Raw genomic sequence first — 18,979 nt, 5'->3', positions numbered from 1 at the left:
AGCCATGAATGAAGAACTGAGCGCGCGCGTCGAAGCACTGTTGGATAAGCAGGACATACGCGAATGCGTACACCGCTATTGCCGCGGGGTCGATCGCATGGACCGGAAGTTGACGCTGTCGGCGTACCATCCGGACGCAATCGACGACCACGGCGCATTCGTCGGGGATGCAGAGGAATTCGTTGACTGGGCCTTTGCGTACCATACCGAGCATCAGTTGTCGCACCACCATATGGTGTTCAATCACAGCGTCGAATTGCAGGGCGACGAGGCGCACGGGGAGACGTACTGGCTTTTCTTCGGAGAAAATCGCGTCAAGCCAGACACGCTAGCGGTGGGGCGCTATATCGACCGCTTCGAAAAGCGTGATGGCGTGTGGGCGATTGCCGCCCGCGTCTGCATCTCCGAAGCGATCAACGAACTGACCCCTGCGGAAGTGCCTACTGCGTGGCGTGAAATCCTGATGGGCAATGGCGTCAGTGCACGAAATCGTGAAGACGTCTCTTACGAACGGCCTTTAAAGACGCGCCAACCCAGCGAGGTTTAAGGCCAGACGCAAGCCGGCAACGACGCTTGCCACGGATCCCAGCATCGATTTGCCATGAAAGCCAACGTCGGCAGCAAGCCGACGTTGGCTTTCAGCTATTGGGTAATGGCGCAATCGTGCTGTGACCGACAATCGACAGAAACTCGCGGCGGGTGGAAGGATCGTCACGGAATGCGCCCAGCATTCGGCTCGTCACCAGCGATGCGCCGGGCTTGTGCACGCCTCGCGTACTCATGCACTGATGCGCGGCTTCGAGAATGACAGCGACTCCCTTCGGTTGAAGCACGGTGTTCAGCGCATCGGCGATCTGAACGGTCATCTTCTCCTGAATCTGTAGGCGCTTGGCATAGACATCGACGAGGCGCGCGAGTTTGGAGATGCCGACCACGCGATGCTCGGGCAAGTAGGCAACGTGCGCACGTCCGATGATGGGCACCATATGGTGTTCGCAGTAGCTCTCGAAACGGATGTCCTTTAGCACCACCATCTCGTCGTAGCCATCCACTTCGGAAAATGTGGTGGCGAGAATCTGCATCGGATCGGAGTCATAGCCCGAGAAGAACTCGCGGTATGCGCGCGCGACCCGTGCAGGTGTTTGAATGAGACCTTCCCTTTCGGGATCGTCACCGGCCCATCGGATCAGCGTGCGCACGGCTTGTTCCGCCTCGTCCGGCGTGGGGCGAATCGACACTTCCTCAGCGCCAATCTGATTGTCTCGTTTGTTCATCAACTCTCCTGATCATTCATGCCTCGTGCAATCGCATCGGCGTCCGCGAGTGCGGCACACGAGTGTCGGCGATGTGGAGGAAGTGTATATAATTGCACGGTGTTCGTAAATACAAACTACCGGCGCATCTTGCACGCGGCGTTCGACCATTGCGGGTCGAAAAATCAGGTTGCACTTACACAGGGATCAGCACATGAAAACGCGCATTACAGAGCTGCTTGGGATTCGATACCCCATTGTTCAAGGGGGCATGATGTGGGTGGGTCGAGCTGAACTTGCCGCCGCCGTCTCGAACGCCGGTGCGCTCGGCACCATCACTGCTCTGACGCAGCCCACGCCCGAGGCGCTGCGCAACGAGATCGCTCGGGTTCGCTCAATGACGGATCAGCCGTTCGCCGTCAACCTGACCATTCTGCCGACGATCAAGCCAGTGCCGTACGACGAGTACGTGCAAGCGGTCGTGGAGAACGGTGTGAAGATCGTCGAGACGGCGGGACGCAATCCCGAGCCATATATGCCCGCATTCAAGGCTGCGGGAATCAAGGTCATTCACAAGTGCACGTCGGTGCGTCACGCGCTGAAAGCGGAGGCGTTGGGCTGCGACGCCGTGAGCGTGGACGGATTCGAGTGCGCCGGACATCCGGGCGAGGACGACGTGCCCAATCTGATCCTGTTGCCGGCCGCGGCCGCGAAACTGCAAATTCCGATGCTTGCGTCAGGCGGCATTGCCGATGCGCGCGGCATGGTCGCCGCGCTCGCGCTCGGCGCGGATGGGATCAATATGGGTACGCGCTTCATGGCAACGCGGGAGGCGCCGATTCACGAGAACGTCAAGCGCAGGCTCGTAGAGCATGACGAGCGCAATACGGCGTTGATCTTCCGCACGCTGAAGAACACGTCGCGTATCTTCAGGAATTCGGTAGCAGAGCAAGTGTTGGAACTCGAGCAAAAAGAGGGTGTGACGTTTGCGGATCTCAAGCCGCTGGTGAGCGGTGAGCGCGGTAAGCGAGTGTACGAGACGGGTGACACCGAAGACGGAACGTTTCCGGCTGGCCTCGCAATCGGGCTTATCGAGGACATTCCCACCTGCGCGGAACTCGTGAGTCGGATGGTCGCCGAGGCGCGCGCACTCATTCATGGCCGGCTGGCCGCGCTTGTAGAAGCGAGCTGAGTCCGCAACAAGACGGCCGTCGAACAAGGCTGCCCGTGCCCCCGGTTTTAGCGGGCGTGGCAGCCGATGCATGTATTACGATCGCAATCAGGCCTGCGAAGTCGGACGACCTTGTTCGTCGAGTCGTTCGAGATGCGCCAGCAGCGACCGGGATGCCGCTGGCCAGAGCCTTTCGGGAACATCGGTATAAGCAAGACGCAGCCAGTCGTCGATCGAACCGGTCGGCAGTGCCTTTACCGCGCCGGCGATCTTTGCTTCCCGGGCGAGACGGTGTGCCTTGAGGCGGGCGATCTGGTCATGCGGTCGGTCCAGCACGTACCCATGGGCGGGCAGAATAAAGTCGATCTCACGTTCGGTGCAAATCGCGTTCAACCGGTCGAGTGACGTAAGGTACGCCGTCATGTTGCCGTCGGGAGGATCGATGATGGTCGTGCTGCCATTCAGAATGTGATCGCCGCTGAATAGCAGTCCGTCTTCCAGAAGGACCAGGCACACGTGGTTGCTTGCGTGCCCCGCTGTCGAGACGCCCAGCAATCGATGCGTCTCGCCGTCATGCGCAAGTGTCAGCAAATCGCCATCGAGCAATCCCGGTGTCGTGTTTAACAATGAGAATGACGTTCAGAAATTAGCGCAATTTTTGTTTTCTGTCCACGTTGTTGTGCGATGCGCAAAGCTGCGATCGTGCCGGACATTGCGCGCGTCATTCGCGCCAGATTGCGTGTGTGCTATCAGGCTTCCTCGTGGGTGACGACGGATAGACGTGGCTGGGATTTCGCGTTATTCTGGTTCAACTAGATGATCGACGTTCAATTATTGGTTGAACTTGGCCCGCAACATTTCCAGGTATCGGAAGGCGATGCGAGCGCTCGCGGGACATGACTTGCCAGATAACAACAGGACGACTCAGATGGATGCAGGTACGGCTTCGCACGATGCGCTGATGGATGTGCCGTTTCGCCCGATTCGCGTCGGCAGCATGGATGCCATCGTCGAGCGAAGGCCAGACGGAAGCGTGGTGTATGAACTGAAGGAACCGCTCCAGGCGTATCCCGTCCGCTTGACGGAGCGGCTCGAACACTGGGCGAGCGTCACGCCCGAGCGCGCGTTGCTTGCGCGGCGGACGCCGGAGGGCAAGTCATGGGAGTCTCTGACCTACCGCCAGGCGTTCGACGGTGCGCGTGCGCTGGGGCAGGCGCTGCTCGATCGAGGATTGTCGCCGTCTCGTCCGTTGATGATTCTTTCCGATCGAAGCTTTGAACACGCGCTCTTCGCGCTCGCCGCATTGCACGTCGGGATTCCCTATATCCCGGTGACACCCGCGTATTCGCTGTTATCGCAGGACTTTTCGAAGCTCAGGCAACTCGCGGCCGTATGCACGCCCGGCCTCGTCTTCGCGGAGGACGGCGCGCAGTATGGCCGCGCATTGCGTGAGGTGTTCGGCGACGTGGAATGTGTCGTCGTCGGTCCGTTGCCGGAGGGTCGTGGCGGTTCGCGCGTCGCGCAGTGGCTGAAGACGCCGGTTACAGCCGACGTCGACAAGGCGTTCAAGGCAGTCGGCCCGGATACGGTGGGCAAGATCATGTTTACTTCGGGAACGACAGGCGCACCGAAAGGCGTGATCTACCCGCAGCGCATGTTGTGCAGCAATCGACAGCAAGTCGCCCAGGTGTTCGCGTTTCTTCAGGACGGGCCATCGGATCTCGTCGACTGGCTGCCTTGGCATCACACTTTTGGCGGCACGCATAACTTCGGCATGGTGCTGTACGGCGGGGGGACTTACTACCTGGACCCAGGCAAGCCAACGCCGGAGGAAATTGGCCCAACGGTGCACGCATTGCGTGAAATCGCGCCGGCGGTCTACCTCAATACGCCGCAAGGGTTGGCCTCGCTCATTCCGCATCTGCAGGCGGACAAGGCACTGCGCGAGAAATTCTTTAGCAAACTCGCGCTCATCTACTACGGCGGCGCAAGTCTGCCGAAATACATCTGGGCTCAACTCGACGAGCTCGCGGTGCGTACCATCGGCCAGCGTGTGCTCATCATGTCGGGCATCGGCAGCACGGAAGCAGGCCCAACGCCGCTATCGGCGGCCTGGGATCCGCGACGCGAAGCGATTGCGGGGTTGCCCGTGCCCGGCGTCAAAGTGAAGGTGGCGCCGGTCGGCGCGAAGCTGGAAATCCGTTTCCTCGGCGACTGTGTGACGCCCGGCTATTGGAAAGATCCCGAGCGCACCGCCGCCGCGTTCGACGAGGAAGGCTATTTCCGCTCCGGTGACGCAGCAACGTTCATCGACCCGCAGCGCCTCGAACTGGGACTGCGCTTCGACGGACGCATTGCGGAAAATTTCAAGCTGTCCTCGGGCACCTGGGTCAACGTCGCCGAGTTGCGACTGTACGCGCTGAACGTGTGGGGCCCGTATGCGCGGGATATCGTGATTGCCGGGCACGACCGCGACTACCTGAGCGCGCTCGTCTTCCCTGACATCGAAGCGTGCCGTGCGCTTTGCGACGACCTTCACGATCCGATGCCGGGCGCCGACCAGATTGTCAACAGCCGCGGCGTGCGCGCGTTCTTCCAGACCGGACTCGACCAGCTCGCCGCGCGTCCTGGCGGCAGCTCTACGCGCATTGCGCGCATCGTGCTCGAAAGCGAGCAGCCGACGCTCGATAACGGCGAATTGAGTGCAAAGAGCGCAATCAGCCAACGCAATGTGCTCGAGCGACGGCGCGGTGTCGTGGACGAGCTTTATTGCGTGCCGCCCACGCCGCGCACATTGGTCGGCAACGCTGGCGCAGCAGCGGGCGCAGATCAAGGCGCGCGCCGCGGTTCAACGTACTGAAAACGCTGGAAGCTAAACCATGGATTTTCGCGTAGATCCCGCGGACATCGCGTTCCGCAAAGAAGTTCGTGCGTTCCTCAACGAGCATTTGCCGGCCGACCTGGCCTTTCGCGGGCAGCAGGGCTTTCTGGCAGGTGACGACGATTCACAGCGCTGGACTCGCATCTTGCACGAAACGCACGGCTGGTCAGTGCCGCATTGGCCGGTTGCTGACGGCGGCACGGGGTGGACCGCGATGCAGCGTTACATCTTCGAGGAAGAATGCTATCTGGCAGGCGCACCGATACAGAATCAGGCGGGCGTGTCGCTCGTCGGACCCGTGATTTGCGAGTTTGGCAACGAAGAGCAGAAGCGCCGCTTTCTTCCTCCTATCCAACGTGGTGAAGTGTTCTGGGTACAGGGTTTTTCAGAGCCGGGCTCGGGTTCCGATCTTGCATCGCTACGTACGACGGCGGTTCTCGATGGAGACCACTACATCGTCAATGGACAGAAGATCTGGACCAGCTTCGGCGCCTACGGTCAATGGAATTTCGTGCTGGTCCGCACGGATAGCGAAGCGAAGCCACAAAAGGGCATTTCCTTCCTGCTGCTCGACATGTCGTCGCCGGGCGTTACCGTGCGGCCGATCGCGTCGCTCGATGGCTGCCATCACCTGGCGGAAGTCTTCTACGACAACGTGCGTGTGCCTGCTGAAAACCTTATCGGCGAGGTCAACAAGGGGTGGGGATACACCAAGTTTCTGCTCTTTAACGAGCGGGCGTTTCTTGGCGCTGAAGCGCCTGCCCTCAAGCGCTATCTGCGCAAGATCCGGCACTACGCCTCGCGCGAACGGATGGCCGGCAAGCCATTGATCCAGGATCCGACGTTTGCGGCGCGTTTCGCGCAGCACGAATTGGAGGTTCGCGCGATCGACATGGCGGTGCAGAAAATCCTGCATCAAGGGATAGACGAGCGCAGTGGCGGTATGGCGATCGGATCCATGCTCAAAGTGCGCGGATCCGAACTCCATCAGAAGCTCACGGAGATGCTGCTGGAGGTGATCGGCGATTACGGCGCCGTGTTCTATCCCGATCCGAATGAAGAGCGAGAGCTGCGCGAGGCCCAGTTCATCGGACCTGAATATGCGCCAGGCCTGGCGGCAGAGGTCTTCTATCGGCGGGCTTGCTCGATCTATGGCGGGACGGCCGAAATTCAGCGAAACATCATCGCCAAAGCACTGTTCGATCTTTGACGCCATATCGAGTCACGAACGGTCTTCGATCCCCGAGACGTGGGATCGCATCAATTGCCGGCATAAAGGGTGCAGCATGGACTTCGAGTTGAGCGACGAACAGCGGATGTTGCAGGAAAGCGCGCAACGCTTCTTGCAAAAGAGTTATACGTTCGAACATCGTCGCAATCTTGCTTCGCAAGGAGGCGGATTTTCGCGCGAGACGTGGCGTAGGTTCGGCGAAATGGGTTGGCTCGGTGTCGCGGTGCCGGATGAATTGGGCGGGCTCGGTTTCTCGTCAGTCGAAAGCGCCATCGTGGCCGAGCAGATCGGGCGCGCGCTGGTGCTGGAACCATACGTGATGTGTGGGGTGTTTCCTGCGTCGCTTGTCACGCGCTGCGGGCGAGGCGGGCAGCGCGAGGCGATACTTGGCGAGATCGTTTCGGGCGAGACTGTCTATGCAGTCGCGCACAGTGAACGTGAAGCGCGGGGTCAGGTGCATTACGTGACGGCCGCCGCGAAGAAGACAGACGACGGGTCGTGGCGGCTGGACGGCTATAAGACGCTCGTGGTTGGAGCGCCCGTTGCAGACCGTCTGCTCGTCGTCGCTCGCGCGGCGGGTGCAGCCGATGCCACGGACGGCATCGGGGTTTTCGTCGTCGATCCGAAGCAGGCAGGCGTGACGCTGAAGACTTGCGCGCTGCTCGACGGCACGCCATCTGCCGACTTGCTGCTCGATGGTGTGATCGTCGCAGAATCGAATGTTCTGGGTGAGGCTGGGCGAGCGTTCGAAGGACTGCAGGCCGCCGTTGACGAAGCGGTCGTTGCGATCTGTGCCGAACTGGTGGGCGATATGGAAGACGCTATCGAGCTCGCGTCGGAATACCTGAAAACGCGCAAGCAGTTCGGCGTGGCGATTGGCAGCTTCCAGGCGCTGCAACACCGGATGGCCGACATGGCGATCGAAGCGATGCAGGCGCGCGCAACACTGCACCGTGCGTTGCTCTCCATCAGCGAGGACAGGGAGAACCGGAGCGTCGAAATCTCGGGCTGCAAGGCACAGACCACTCGTAGCGCGAAGTTCGTCACGCAACAGGGTATCCAGTTGCACGGTGGCTACGGCATCACGGATGAATACAAGGTGGGCCATCACTATCGCCGTCATCTGGTGCTCGACGCATTGTTCGGCAACGCGGACTATCACCTGAATCGCTACGCACGCCAGATTCAGCACGAGGCAATGGTCGCGGCGGCGTGAACCCTTTCGAGGCATTGCCATGAACGCAAAAGCAACCGATCTGCTCGGCGTGCAGAGTGACGGAACGGTCCTCACGTTGACACTGAACCGGCCCGCGGCCCGCAACGCACTGAACCTCGCATTGACCGAAGCGCTGGTCGACGCATTGCATCGTTTCGAAGCGGACCAAAGTCTGCGCGTCCTTATCGTGACGGGCGCCGATCCGGCCTTTTGTGCTGGGCTCGACCTGAATGATTTTTCCGCGCCCGATGCGCCGCGCACGCGGGTCGCGGACATGATCGATATGTGGCCACGCATCACCAAGCCGGTAATCGCGGCGGTCAACGGCGCTGCCGTTACAGGCGGGCTGGAACTTGCAATGGGGTGCGATTTCATCATCGCGTCCGAGCGTGCGCGCTTTGCCGACACGCACACGAAAATCGGCGCGCTCGCGGGGGGCGGCATGACCGCGAGGTTGCCGTATATCGTGGGTCCGCGGTGGGCGAAGCAGTTCAGCTTGACGAGCGATCCGATTGACGCGGCCACCGCGTTGCGCATCGGCCTCGTGAACGAGGTGGTCAGCCACGAGCAACTGATGGAGCGGGCAGCGTCACTAGCGAAGACGATTGCGAGCCGCCGCCCCGACCTCGTCGCGACGGTCAAGCGGGTGATCGATCAGGGTGCGCTAGCTTCGCTGGAAGAGGCGTTGCGGATCGAGAAGGCGGCATTGGCGCAAAGAAAGCAAAGCGGCGGCATGGCGTGGCAGGTGGGGAAATAATCGCTTGCCTGAGCGAAGCGCGCGACGCGAGGGCCGTGACGCTGGCTCAATCAACAATTTCGCCCTGAGGGAACTCGCATGGCAAATCTCTACGATCTTCCAGACGACATTCAGGTGACGGCCGACGGCGGCCTGCGGATCATTACGCTCAATCGACCAGACGATCTGAACGCGTCGACCACCGAGATGCTCTTCAATTACCCCAAGCTGTTTGCTGCGCTAGCCTCGGATCCCGAGGCGCGCGTCGGGATTCTCACCGGTGCGGGAAGGGCGTTCAGCGCCGGCGGAGACATGAATCACTTCGTCAAGACGCTCGACGACCCCGATTTTGCGCGCAACGTGCAGGAGAACGCGCGGCAAACGATCCACGGTTTCATCGACGTGCCGATTCCTCTGATTGCCGCCGTCAACGGGCCAGCCGTCGGTTGGGGCGCGACGATGGCTACGCTGTGCGATATCGTTCTGATGTCGGAGAAGTCTTTTCTCGCCGAGCCGCATATCAACATTGGTCTCGTCGTCGGAGATGGGATCTCCGTGTCGTGGCCGCTCTATACCAGTCTGCTGCGGGCGAAAGAACTGATCTTTACTGGAGATCGCATCACAGCGCAGCAAGCCGTTGATTTCGGTCTGGCCAATCGCGTTGTCGAACCCGACAAGCTGATGGAAGAGGCTACGACTCTTGCGCAAAAGCTGCTCAAGCAACCGCGCCACGCACTGCGCGAAACCAAGAAGCTGATGAACCTGCATCTCCATCGCAGTGCGGCCCAGATGCTCGACACGACCCTCGCACGCCAACTGGAGGCGACGCTCAGCGATGAGCATCACGAGATCGCGTCGGCGTTCATCGCCCAGCAGAAACGCAAGCAAGCCTGATCCTGCCCGGTGAACCTTGCTTTCATCGACAAGCCTCCATTTTTGTGGAGTACGTATGCCCTCATCGCTTTTTGACCTCACGGACAAGGTCGCAATCGTCACCGGATCGAGTCGCGGCATCGGCTATGCCAGTGCGCTCGGCATGGCGGAACACGGCGCCAAAGTCGTCGTTTCAGGCCGTAACGCCGACGCCTGCGAAACCGCCGCGCAAGCCATCAACGAAAAGGTCGGAACTCGGGTGGCCTTGCCGTTCGCCTGCAACATCGGCCGAAAAGCGGAATTGCAAGGTCTCGTGGCTGCGGCGAACGGCGAGTGGGGCAGGGTCGATATCGTGATGGCCAATGCCGCGATTCACCCGTGGATAGGCTCGGCACTCGATCTGCAAGACGAAACGTTCAACAAGTTCATGCAGGTCAACGTCCAGAGCAATACCTGGCTCGCGCAGATGACCGTGCCCGGCATGATCGAGCGTGGCTATGGGCGCTTTATTTCGGTGGCATCCGTGGTTGGACTGTTCGGCGATGCCGTGACGGGAACCTACGGGCTCACCAAAGCCGCCGACATGCAGCTCGTGAGAAACCTCGCGATGGAATTCGCCGCAAAGGGCGTCACTGCCAATTGCATCGCGCCTGGCACCTTCAAGACCGAGATGGCGCGATCGCAATGGGAGGACGAGGCGATGGTCGAATGGTACCGGGGTCGCAATCCATCACAGCGCTTCGGCGAGGTCGACGAGATCGCCGGGCTAGCCGTGATGCTCGCATCGCGTTCGGGCGGCTATATCAACGGCCAGACGATCGCGGTGGATGGCGGCCACACGATCTCGTTTCGCTGACCTGCAGGAGGGAAGGACATCGTGCGCCCCCAGATGTTCAGGACGCGAATCACCGATCTGCTCGGCATTCGTCACCCGATACTTTGCGGCGGTCTTGGGCCGCGCGTGTCCGACGCACGGTATGTCGCGGCCGTCGTCAACGCAGGCGGCATGGGCTTTATCGTCGGCGCGGGCTTTCCTGATTCCGACGAATTCCGCAACGAGTTGCGCACCTGTCGTGAACTCACCGGTGCAAAGAATTTCGGCGTCAATCTCTACATATCGCGGCAAGCGGGCGGAGTGGAGCGCGTCAAGCAACAGATCCGCATTCTGATCGAAGAGAACGTTGCCTGCGTGGAGACCGCCGGTGCGAGCCCCGAAGCGGTCGTGCCGTTGCTCGAGGAGGCCGGCATCAAGGTTTTGCACAAGGTGCCCGCTGTGCGCTATGCACATACGGCGGTGCGGATGGGCGTCGACGGTGTGATCGTCGTCGGCAATGAGTGCGGCGGCCATCCAGGCATCTACCAGATCGGTAGCATCGTGCAGGCCGCGCAGGCGCCGCGGGAGATTGGCTTGCCGGTTGTGATCGGCGGCGGCATCGGCACCGGGCGGCAGCTTGCGGGCGTGCTGGCGATGGGCGCCGACGCGGTCATCATGGGCACGCGCATGATGGTCGCCGAGGAGCTGTGGATTCATCCTGAAGTCAAGGCGAAGGTGGTGGCGGGCGACGGCAGCGAAAGCGTCGTGGTCAAGTCTGCGATTCGCGATCATCACCGTGTGCTGCGCAACGAGAGCGCCGAGACGGTCATGGAACTGGATCGCGCGCAGGTGAGCGAGTTCGAGCGGTTCCGCCCTCACGTGATGGGCGCACTCGCGCACCAGGCTTACGTGACCGGCGACACGCGCAAGGGCATGATCGACTATGGGCATGCCGCGGTGTTTGCCGACGCGGTCAGGAAGGTCGAGGCAATTTTCGACGAGATGATCGACGACGCGGTGGCGGCGTCGAACCGGCTGAGCACGCTGACGCTGTAGATGGCTAGCACGGCGACGGATCGGGATCGGTGATCGTTGAGGCGGACAGGCAAGTGCAGCGCGGCCGCTACTCCAGCCACGTCCTGATCCCCGCGATGTAGTCGGCCATTTGCCGGCGAGCCTGCTCTTTATCGCGGGCAATGATCGCGCGCGCGATCTCGCGATGGTATTCCTTGATCCTCGCCACGACGCGGTCGCGGTCCGTTCGGCTGCGCCGATGAAACGTGGAATGCGCATCGGCAAGTTGCAGGACGATGCCGTCGAAGAGACGCAGTGCGGGATCGCCGCAAAGTTCAGCGAGCAGGAAATGAAATCGCAGCAACTCATCGGCGCCGGCACGGCCGTCGAGTGGCGCCTCGGCCTGAACCTGGTCGAGCACGCGTCGCTCACCTTCATGGTCGAGCCGTTCGATGACGAGATCCAGGACGGCCAGTTCGAGCGTGCGGCGCGTCGCGAGGATATCGCGCGGCGCGATGCCCGCATACTCCAGATAGACGCTGACTGCCTGCATCGTCGCGCTCAGGTCCGGCTGGGCGACGATCACGGCGCCTGCGGTGCCGCGCTGCACCCTCACGATGGAGTGGTGCTCGAGCAAGCGGATCGCTCCGCGCAACGCAGCGCGACTTACTCCATGGACCTTCATCAATTCCTGCTCGGAGCCGAGCGGTAGTCCTGCCGGCCATCCCAGATCGATGATGTGTTTCAGCAGCGCCATGAAGAGCGTCTGCGCGCGCGTGATCGGTGCGCCGATCGCATTGCGCTTGCGGCGCGACTCGGCAGTTTGGGGCAGCGCAGGCGTCATCGCGGCCAGCATCGAGAGCCACTGCTGGCGCGGGGCTTGGCCAGGATGCATGTTGTCGCGCAGCTTTTCGCGGCGTTGCGCGGCGAACTGGCTGAAGAGGGCGACGTCGGCTGCCGGGACGACCAGTGTCAGGCTCACCATGCCTTCGGCCTTCTTGCGGGTGCGATAAGCGGCGACGCGTTCGGCAGACGATTTTGGCATGTCCGGGATTAGTATTAAATGCGAACGTCGTTCAATATATCGCACATGATCGTTACGTGTAACGAAGCTTTCGTGCGCGCAGGCAGCGCGCGTTTCCGGACCGCAGAGAAAGCCGGTAAATCAATACGTTAGCTCCTGTGCCCCTGTGCTGATCGCGCGCCGGGCGTGCTCGTGGCCAGACGAGCGGATCGACCGGTTTTCGGCCACGCGCGAGGATACCTATAGTGAGCCGCTCCAACCACTTCACCATCGTGACGGGTGTAACGACCATGAGCGACACCAAACTATCCATGCCGCGCCGCGGCGACTTTGGCTGGCAGCCTCTTGTCAGCGCCTTCGAGCCCACCATCGAGGATATGCTGTCCAACCGCGCCTACTTCGGCATGCCGCCCGAAGCGCTCTACCTGTGGGGAACGCTGCGCGACGAGGATGGCGAGATCTATTGCCCGATGCGGCGGATTCCCGCTGGCCTGCGGACCGACGCGAAGGACACGCGGCGGCGTTTCTACCTGTGCACTACGCTCGGCCACGACGACGGCATGCATATGCATCCGGTAGGCAAGGAATCGGTGCCGAACGATGGATTCGCAAGAACGCTCGAAGAGGAGCGCATCCACTGGCGAAGCCACCCGCAGGCGCCCGGCAATCGCTTTCACGTCACCTGGACGCCCGAGGATTGCAGCTGGTACGAAGAGAACGGCATGGATATCGAGGGCAAGCTCGTCAAGCCCGGCATGCACTGGTATCTGCCGGGCCGCGACGCGGGCATGTACTACGTCGCGAACATCTTCGAGATGGAAGGGACGATACTCGGAAAGAAGGTGCGCGGCATGATCGGCTTCGATCCGATCCATATGTACGAGGGCGGCGAGATCTACAAGACGAAAGATGCGCTGGTGCAGGAGAAGCTGGAACTCGTCTGGTACACGTGGGCGACGCGTTATAAGGATGGCAGCATCGACTTCGGGCACTTCACGCTAGGTAACGACATGTTCGGCTTCGCGATTCTCGGCAACGAGAAAGGCGAGGTGCGCTTTACCTATGACGTGACGGGCACCATCGATTTCGGCGCGAATGGGTATTGGCAGGAAGGCATCCGTTACTCAGCGTTCGGCGAAGAGTGGGAATTCATGCCCGATCCGCGCGGGCGTCTGGTCGGTCTCGGGACGCTCAGGAATCCGCAGGTGGACGGCCGCTGGCGGCGCGTGGGCGATGCGCGCGAGCCTGACGTGTGGTTCGCATGGGGCGAAGCCGCCCCGGAGCATGGCAGCCGCCCCATCAACCGGCTCCCGGGGCTTGGCACGCGTGTCGGCGTGAACTTCCGCAAATACTGAACTTCGGCGCGCGTATGCGCAAAGGGCGACGCCGAAGCCGAGCGTCGCCCTGCCGGCATTTGCGCCGGTCACTTCACGTACTTGCGAAACTCCGGCTTGCGCTTTTCGCGGAACGCATTGCCGCCTTCCTTCGATTCGTCGGTGTCGTAGTACATCGCAAGCGCCTGCATCGCGAACGCGCCGATGCCGCGGATGTTCTCGGTATCGATATTGAACGAGCGCTTGGCGAGCGCAATAGCGGTAGGGCTCATCTGCAGAATCTCGTCGCACCACTTCTTCGTTTCGGCGTCGAGTTGTTCCGCGGGCACGACGGCGTTGATGAGACCCCAGTCGAGCGCCTGTTTCGCGCTGTATTTGCGGCACAGGTACCAGATTTCCCGCGCGCGCTTCTCGCCGACGATGCGCGCGAGGTAGGCGGTGCCGAAGCCCGGATCGACCGACCCGACCTTCGGGCCGACCTGACCGAAGACCGCGGTCTCGGCAGCGATGGCGAGATCGCAGAGCGTCACCAGCACGTTGCCGCCGCCGATTGCATAGCCGTTCACGCGTGCGATCACGGGCTTCGGAATGTCGCGGATGATGCTTTGCAGTTCCTCGATCGGCAGACCGACGGTGCCGCGCCCGTTGTAGCCGTCGCCGGACTGGTCGCCGCCCGTGCAGAACGCCTTGTCGCCGGCGCCCGTGAGCACCACGACGCCGATATCCTTGTTCCATCCCGCGAGGCCGAAGGCCTTGATGAGCTCCTCGACGGTGTTGGCGCTGAATGCGTTGTACACCTTCGGGCGATTGATGGTGATCGTCGCGACCCCGTCCGCCTCCTGATAGCCGATGTCCTTGAATTCCATGTCGTATTCCAATGTTGTTGATTGATTGCGTTCGCGCTGCCGTTTATCCAGCCATCGTCAGACCGCCCGACACGCTGATGACCTGACCGCTGATGAACGCGGCGTCGTCACTCGCGAGAAAGGCCACCACGCCCGGGATGTCGCCAGGTTCGCCCATGCGGCCGAACGGCACGGCCTTCACCAGGGCGGCCTTGATGCGCTCGCCTTTCTCGCCCTGCGCGAGGTTGTCGAGAAGCGGGGTCGCGGTCGGGCCGGGGCAAACGACGTTGACGGGAATCATCTGGCGGGCCATTTCGCGTGCCATCGTCTTCGTGAAGGCGATGAGGCCGCCTTTGCAGAACGAGTACACCGCTTCCATCGAGGAGCCCACGCGTCCCGCATCCGACGAGATGTTGACGACGCGGCCACGGCCACGTTCGGCCATCCGTCGCAGCACGGCATGGTGCATGTTCAGCGGTCCGTACAGATTGATCGCCACCACTTTGTCCCAGAACGGTTTCTCGGTTTGCAGGAAGAACGCACCCATGTCCCAGCCGGCGTTGTTCACGAGAACCTCGATCGGTCCTAGTTCTTCCTCGACTCTCGCCACCGCAGCATGCACACCTTCGTGATCCGTGATGTCGACGCGGTAGGCTCGCGCCTTGCCGCCCGCCGCCTCGATTTCCGCCGCGACACGCACGGCGCCTTCTTCGTTCAGGTCGAACAGCGCGACGGTCGAACCTTCGTCGCCGAATCGTCTGCTGATGGCGGAACCGATCCCACCTGCCGCGCCAGTGACGACGACGACCTTCTCCTTGAGCCCCTTCATTGATTCCCTCCGTGATGTGCGAGGCGCTGTCGCGCCAGTTAATCCTTGCTCAGCGCTTCCGATACGGCTTCGCCCCTTCCTGTGGCCAGGGCGAGGAGCGCGCTCGCTTCGTCCGCGCTATATCCCGCTTCGACCAGAACCTGGACGCTGTGCTCGCCGAGATTCGGCGGCAGATAGCGAACGTTGCCGGGCGACTCGGAGAAGTGCACCGGTATCGAGGTCATGACCATGTCGCCTTCGGTCGGGTGCTCGAAGCGCTGGAAGAACCCGGTCTCCTTGATGTACGCGTCGTGCATCAGGTCTTTCAGGTCGCGCACGGGACCGTGCGGCACGTCCGCCAAGGCGAAGATCGCATTCCATTCCGCAGTCGTCTTGTTGCGGATGGCGTCGCCGACGATGCGATACAGCTCGCTGATGTTGCGCATACGCTCGGCCATGTGGTGGAAGCGCGGGTCGTCGAGCAGATGCGCTGCATCGATTGCGCACAGCACGCGGCGCCATTGCTCGTTATTCACGGCGAGCAGGCAGATATGCCCGTCTTTTGTCGCGTAGGGCCGGCGGTGCGGCGAGAACATGCGCGGATAGCCCAGGCCGGTTCCGTCATTGGAGCCCAGCGCACCTTCCCAAAGATGCTCGAAAAGATTGAATTGCAGCATCGTTTCGAACATCGGCACGTGGACGAGTTGGCCGACACCGGTCCGCTCGCGGTGATAGAGCGCCATGCCGATTGACGACGCCAGCACGTAGCCGCAGAACTTGTCGACGATCACGGTGGGGAAGTATCGCGGCGAGCCGTCCGCGTCGCGGTTCATCGCGGCAATGCCGGTTTCACCCTGAATCACGTCGTCGAAAGCGGGGCGGTCCTTGTAGGGTCCGTCGATTCGATAGCCGGCACCCGACGCGTACACGATGCGTGGGTTGCGCGCCCGCACGGTTTCATAGTCGATGCCGAGGCGCTCGGCGGCACTCGGGCGCATGCTGTGCACGATGACGTCGGCGGTCTCGACGAGCTTGAGCAGCGCTTCGCGGCATTCGGCCTGCTTCAGGTTCAGGATCACGCTGCGCTTGTTGCGGTTCATGATCGTATAGAACACTGCCATGTCGGGATTGCGGCCAGGGCCGTTCTTGCGGTTCTGGTCGCCTTCGGGCGGTTCGATCTTGATGACGTCCGCGCCCATGTCGCCGAGTAGCTGCGTGGCGACCGGACCGAGCACGTTGATGGTCAGGTCGATCACGCGGACACCGGCTAACGGGCCGGTCGCCGGTTCGAGGGGTTGTTGGGGATTTTCCATGCTCAGGCCTTGTATTCCTTGCCTTTAACGAGTCTGAGCGGCGTGTACACCATCACTTCCGTGCCGTCCTGCCTGATCACGCGGTTACGGGTGCGCACCAGCCCAAGTCCGGGGCGCCCCTTGCTAGGCCTGCATTCGATCACCTCGCATTCCACGTGAATCGTGTCGCCCACATAGGTCGGGCCTTTGATGTCGAGTTCCATGTTGAGGAACGCGAAGCCGACGCCCTGCATGGTGGCCTGCGTGAGCAGCCCTTCCATCAGCGTGAAGACCAGCGCGCCCGGCGCGACGCGCCCCTTGATGGCCGACTGCTCGCGAAGAAACTCGGTGTTGGTGAACAGAACTTCCAGCATGCCTGTCACCGAAACAAAATTCACGACATCCGTTTCGGTCACCGTGCGGCCCACGGTCTTGAACTTGCGTCCAACGGGCAGGTCCTCCCAGTGAATTCCCAGACCAACCGTTTCGATTTCTTCCATTGCCTGTCCTCTGTCGTTGTCGGCTCGGCTGTTAGCTGAGCTGTCGTTGTCAGTTCTTCTTGATGCGGCCTAGCACGCTGTCCGCGACGATGTTGCGTTGGATCTGGTTGGTGCCTTCGATGATCTGCACCACCTTCGCGTCGCGGAAATAACGGTTGATCGGGTACTCGTTGGAGATGCCTGCGGCGCCGAATAGCTGCACGGCATCGGTCGCGACCTTCATGGCGACATCCGACGCGAACATCTTCGCCATCGCCGCCATTGGGGCGAGTTCACGGCCGCTAACGCCCGCATCGACGAGCGACGCCGTGCGATAGACGAGTTGGCGCGCGGCCTCGGTCTGGGTGACCATGTCAGCGATCATCCAGCGCACACCCTGAAAGTTGCTGATGCTCTGGCCGAATGCAACGCGGTCCTGAATGAATTTGACGGTGTGATCGATCGCGCCCTGCGCGATGCCAACCGCGCGCGCGGCCACGATGGGACGGCTCGTGTTGAGCGCCTCCATGGCCACCTTGAACCCCTGGCCGCCTTCCGGCCCGAGACGGTCTTCCGCGCGGATGAAGGCATCGTCGAAGTAAAGGGGGCACGACGCCACGCCGCGCGCGCCCATCTTGTCTTCTTCGTTGCCGATCGTCAGGCCCGGCGTGTTGCGATCGACGATGAAAAGATTGATCCCGAGCGCCTGTCCTTCCTCGTCGAGCGTCTTGGCGGCGACGAGAATGAAGTCGGCGATATGCGAATTCGTGCACCAGATCTTTGAGCCGTTGAGCACATAGCCGCCGTTCTTGCGGCGCGCTGTCGTGCGAATGCCCGAAACGTCGGAGCCGCTTTGAGCCTCGGTAATGGACAGCGCACCGCGCAACTCACCGGAGGCGAGACCCGGCAGCAGGCGAGCCTTCTGCTCTTCGGTGCCGCCTTCGAGAATCGCTCCGAACGGTGTCCATTGCACGACCAGCAGATAGCCCGTGTTGTAGCAAACCCGCCCGAACTCCTCGACCGCGATGCAGGCCGACATCACGCTGCCGGCGCCGCCATACGCTTCAGGAAACGGCAACGTGAAGAGGCCAAGCTCCTTGAGCAGTGCGTACATGTCGTGCGGATACCCGGCCGTACGGTCGATCTCGTCGGCCCGCGGCGCCACGCGCTCCCTTGCGACGCGACGGATGAGGTCGCGGATCTGAAGCTGGTCGTCTGTTAGTTCGTATGTCACTTCGAGCTCTCTTGCTAACGGTTTTTTCGGGCCGGCCCCGCGGATTCGTCTCCGGAGTGGGGATACGTCGCCCCCGCCGACCACTTCCTGATCACATTCGAAGTCTTCACTTTTATGAACGATGTTCGATAAATTAAACGAAGGGCCGGGTGATCGTCAAGCGCTGAAACCGGCTCCCGCGGGTTTGTCCGAGGTGCGTCGGGAATTTGGTCGGGATGTAGTTTCAGCCTTGCGCGGCGGGGCACGGCAGGGCTTTCCCGCCGTTGACAGCGCGCTCCCAGTGCGTTTAAGATTTGGAACAGTGTTCGGTTATTTGTTCCATTTTGGCCCGACAGAACGGCTCGATTCGGCGCGAGCCCATGGCAAAACAATTTGGAGGAGCGGGGAATGGACTCTCTTTGTCCTGAAGTCGATTATCAGAAATTCCTGGCCGAGGGCCGCTTGATGATCCAGCGCAGCCGCGGCAGCGGCCGCTATGTCTTCTACCCGCGGGTGGCTGAGCCGGTTACCGGGATGCGCGATCTGGAGTGGGTCGAAGCCTGCGGGAAGGGGACGGTTTATTCCACTACTGTGGTGCGCCAGAAATCGCCCACGCCCAGCTACAACGTCGCAGTGATCGATCTGGAAGAAGGTGTGCGCATGCTGAGTTGTGTGGAGGGCATCGAGCCGGAGGCCGTGCGCATTGGCATGCCGGTGCAGGCGAAGATCGTGTACCGAGGGGAAGCGGCATTGCTTGTGTTCGAACCAGCCTGACGCCCGCTAACCCGCAGCCGG

The 18,979-nt window shown here is 61.6% G+C and carries 18 protein-coding genes and 1 pseudogene; 11 read left to right on the top strand and 8 right to left on the bottom strand.

Annotation, left to right across the window (positions count from 1 at the left end; genetic code table 11):
• The first annotated feature begins 4 nt into the window (after positions 1–4).
• Positions 5–547, top strand: coding sequence for a nuclear transport factor 2 family protein (locus tag OKW37_RS35795; protein ID WP_429403759.1), 543 nt, complete (start codon positions 5–7; stop codon positions 545–547).
• 91 nt (positions 548–638) lie between these two features.
• Here the strand turns inward: OKW37_RS35795 and folE are convergent, their stop codons facing one another.
• Positions 639–1,274 carry a GTP cyclohydrolase I FolE gene (gene folE, locus OKW37_RS35790; RefSeq protein WP_187611726.1) on the bottom strand — a complete coding sequence of 212 codons (636 nt, stop codon included), beginning with the start codon at positions 1,272–1,274 and terminating at the stop codon, positions 639–641.
• Between the two features lie 193 nt (positions 1,275–1,467).
• Between folE and OKW37_RS35785 the strand changes: the two genes are divergently transcribed.
• Complete coding sequence (locus OKW37_RS35785; RefSeq protein ID WP_429403758.1) at positions 1,468–2,445, top strand: NAD(P)H-dependent flavin oxidoreductase; 978 nt, start codon at positions 1,468–1,470, stop codon at positions 2,443–2,445.
• A gap of 87 nt (positions 2,446–2,532) precedes the next feature.
• Here OKW37_RS35785 and OKW37_RS35780 read toward each other — a convergent pair.
• Positions 2,533–3,030: pseudogene (locus OKW37_RS35780) on the bottom strand (MBL fold metallo-hydrolase); the annotation flags it as partial.
• 322 nt (positions 3,031–3,352) lie between these two features.
• On the opposite strand from OKW37_RS35780, the gene OKW37_RS35775 reads away from it, so the two are divergent.
• From OKW37_RS35775 to OKW37_RS35745, 7 genes are all read left to right on the top strand, one after another.
• Entirely contained in the window at positions 3,353–5,284 is a 1,932-nt protein-coding gene (locus OKW37_RS35775; RefSeq protein ID WP_429403757.1) for an AMP-binding protein, read from the top strand.
• Positions 5,285–5,303: 19 nt separating this feature from the next.
• The gene (locus OKW37_RS35770) at positions 5,304–6,515 is read left to right on the top strand and encodes an acyl-CoA dehydrogenase family protein (RefSeq protein WP_184061978.1); all 1,212 of its coding nucleotides are present in this window, start codon (positions 5,304–5,306) and stop codon (positions 6,513–6,515) included.
• A 76-nt stretch (positions 6,516–6,591) separates the two neighbouring features.
• Positions 6,592–7,752 carry an acyl-CoA dehydrogenase family protein gene (locus OKW37_RS35765; RefSeq protein ID WP_429403756.1) on the top strand — a complete coding sequence of 387 codons (1,161 nt, stop codon included), beginning with the start codon at positions 6,592–6,594 and terminating at the stop codon, positions 7,750–7,752.
• A gap of 19 nt (positions 7,753–7,771) precedes the next feature.
• Positions 7,772–8,509, top strand: a complete 738-nt coding sequence (locus OKW37_RS35760; protein ID WP_429403755.1) for an enoyl-CoA hydratase — start codon at positions 7,772–7,774, stop codon at positions 8,507–8,509.
• A gap of 114 nt (positions 8,510–8,623) precedes the next feature.
• The gene (locus tag OKW37_RS35755) at positions 8,624–9,382 is read left to right on the top strand and encodes an enoyl-CoA hydratase/isomerase family protein (protein WP_429403754.1); all 759 of its coding nucleotides are present in this window, start codon (positions 8,624–8,626) and stop codon (positions 9,380–9,382) included.
• Between the two features lie 55 nt (positions 9,383–9,437).
• On the top strand, positions 9,438–10,217 hold the full coding sequence (locus tag OKW37_RS35750) for an SDR family NAD(P)-dependent oxidoreductase (protein WP_429403753.1): 780 nt from the start codon (positions 9,438–9,440) through the stop codon (positions 10,215–10,217).
• A gap of 21 nt (positions 10,218–10,238) precedes the next feature.
• Positions 10,239–11,231 (top strand): NAD(P)H-dependent flavin oxidoreductase, encoded by a 993-nt coding sequence (locus OKW37_RS35745; protein WP_429403752.1) that lies wholly within the window; start codon positions 10,239–10,241, stop codon positions 11,229–11,231.
• A 67-nt stretch (positions 11,232–11,298) separates the two neighbouring features.
• Here OKW37_RS35745 and OKW37_RS35740 read toward each other — a convergent pair whose 3' ends face one another.
• Positions 11,299–12,234, bottom strand: a complete 936-nt coding sequence (locus OKW37_RS35740; RefSeq protein ID WP_429403751.1) for a FadR/GntR family transcriptional regulator — start codon at positions 12,232–12,234, stop codon at positions 11,299–11,301.
• A 224-nt stretch (positions 12,235–12,458) separates the two neighbouring features.
• Here OKW37_RS35740 and OKW37_RS35735 point away from each other — a divergent pair, with 224 nt between their 5' ends.
• Entirely contained in the window at positions 12,459–13,568 is a 1,110-nt protein-coding gene (locus OKW37_RS35735) for a hypothetical protein (RefSeq protein WP_429403750.1), read from the top strand.
• A 68-nt stretch (positions 13,569–13,636) separates the two neighbouring features.
• Here OKW37_RS35735 and OKW37_RS35730 read toward each other — a convergent pair whose 3' ends face one another.
• From OKW37_RS35730 to OKW37_RS35710, 5 genes are read right to left on the bottom strand one after another with little or no spacing between them, the layout of a single operon-like run.
• Positions 13,637–14,413, bottom strand: coding sequence for an enoyl-CoA hydratase-related protein (locus tag OKW37_RS35730; protein ID WP_184032198.1), 777 nt, complete (start codon positions 14,411–14,413; stop codon positions 13,637–13,639).
• 43 nt (positions 14,414–14,456) lie between these two features.
• Positions 14,457–15,221, bottom strand: a complete 765-nt coding sequence (locus tag OKW37_RS35725; protein WP_184061969.1) for a glucose 1-dehydrogenase — start codon at positions 15,219–15,221, stop codon at positions 14,457–14,459.
• A 38-nt stretch (positions 15,222–15,259) separates the two neighbouring features.
• Positions 15,260–16,513, bottom strand: a complete 1,254-nt coding sequence (locus tag OKW37_RS35720; protein WP_429403749.1) for a CaiB/BaiF CoA transferase family protein — start codon at positions 16,511–16,513, stop codon at positions 15,260–15,262.
• 2 nt (positions 16,514–16,515) lie between these two features.
• Positions 16,516–16,992 carry a MaoC family dehydratase gene (locus OKW37_RS35715; protein ID WP_090808761.1) on the bottom strand — a complete coding sequence of 159 codons (477 nt, stop codon included), beginning with the start codon at positions 16,990–16,992 and terminating at the stop codon, positions 16,516–16,518.
• 49 nt (positions 16,993–17,041) lie between these two features.
• Positions 17,042–18,205 carry an acyl-CoA dehydrogenase family protein gene (locus tag OKW37_RS35710; RefSeq protein ID WP_429403748.1) on the bottom strand — a complete coding sequence of 388 codons (1,164 nt, stop codon included), beginning with the start codon at positions 18,203–18,205 and terminating at the stop codon, positions 17,042–17,044.
• 387 nt (positions 18,206–18,592) lie between these two features.
• Here OKW37_RS35710 and OKW37_RS35705 point away from each other — a divergent pair, with 387 nt between their 5' ends.
• A complete protein-coding gene (locus OKW37_RS35705) occupies positions 18,593–18,958 on the top strand; it encodes a Zn-ribbon domain-containing OB-fold protein (protein ID WP_184061966.1) in 366 nt (121 codons plus the stop codon).
• The last annotated feature ends 21 nt before the right edge of the window (positions 18,959–18,979 follow it).

Origin of the sequence: Paraburkholderia sp. MM5482-R2, assembly GCF_050436125.1 — a bacterium.
GTDB classification, from domain to species: domain Bacteria; phylum Pseudomonadota; class Gammaproteobacteria; order Burkholderiales; family Burkholderiaceae; genus Paraburkholderia; species Paraburkholderia tuberum.
The sequence above is the reverse complement of the archived record's forward strand: the minus strand, read 5'-3'. Positions and strand labels throughout refer to the sequence as shown.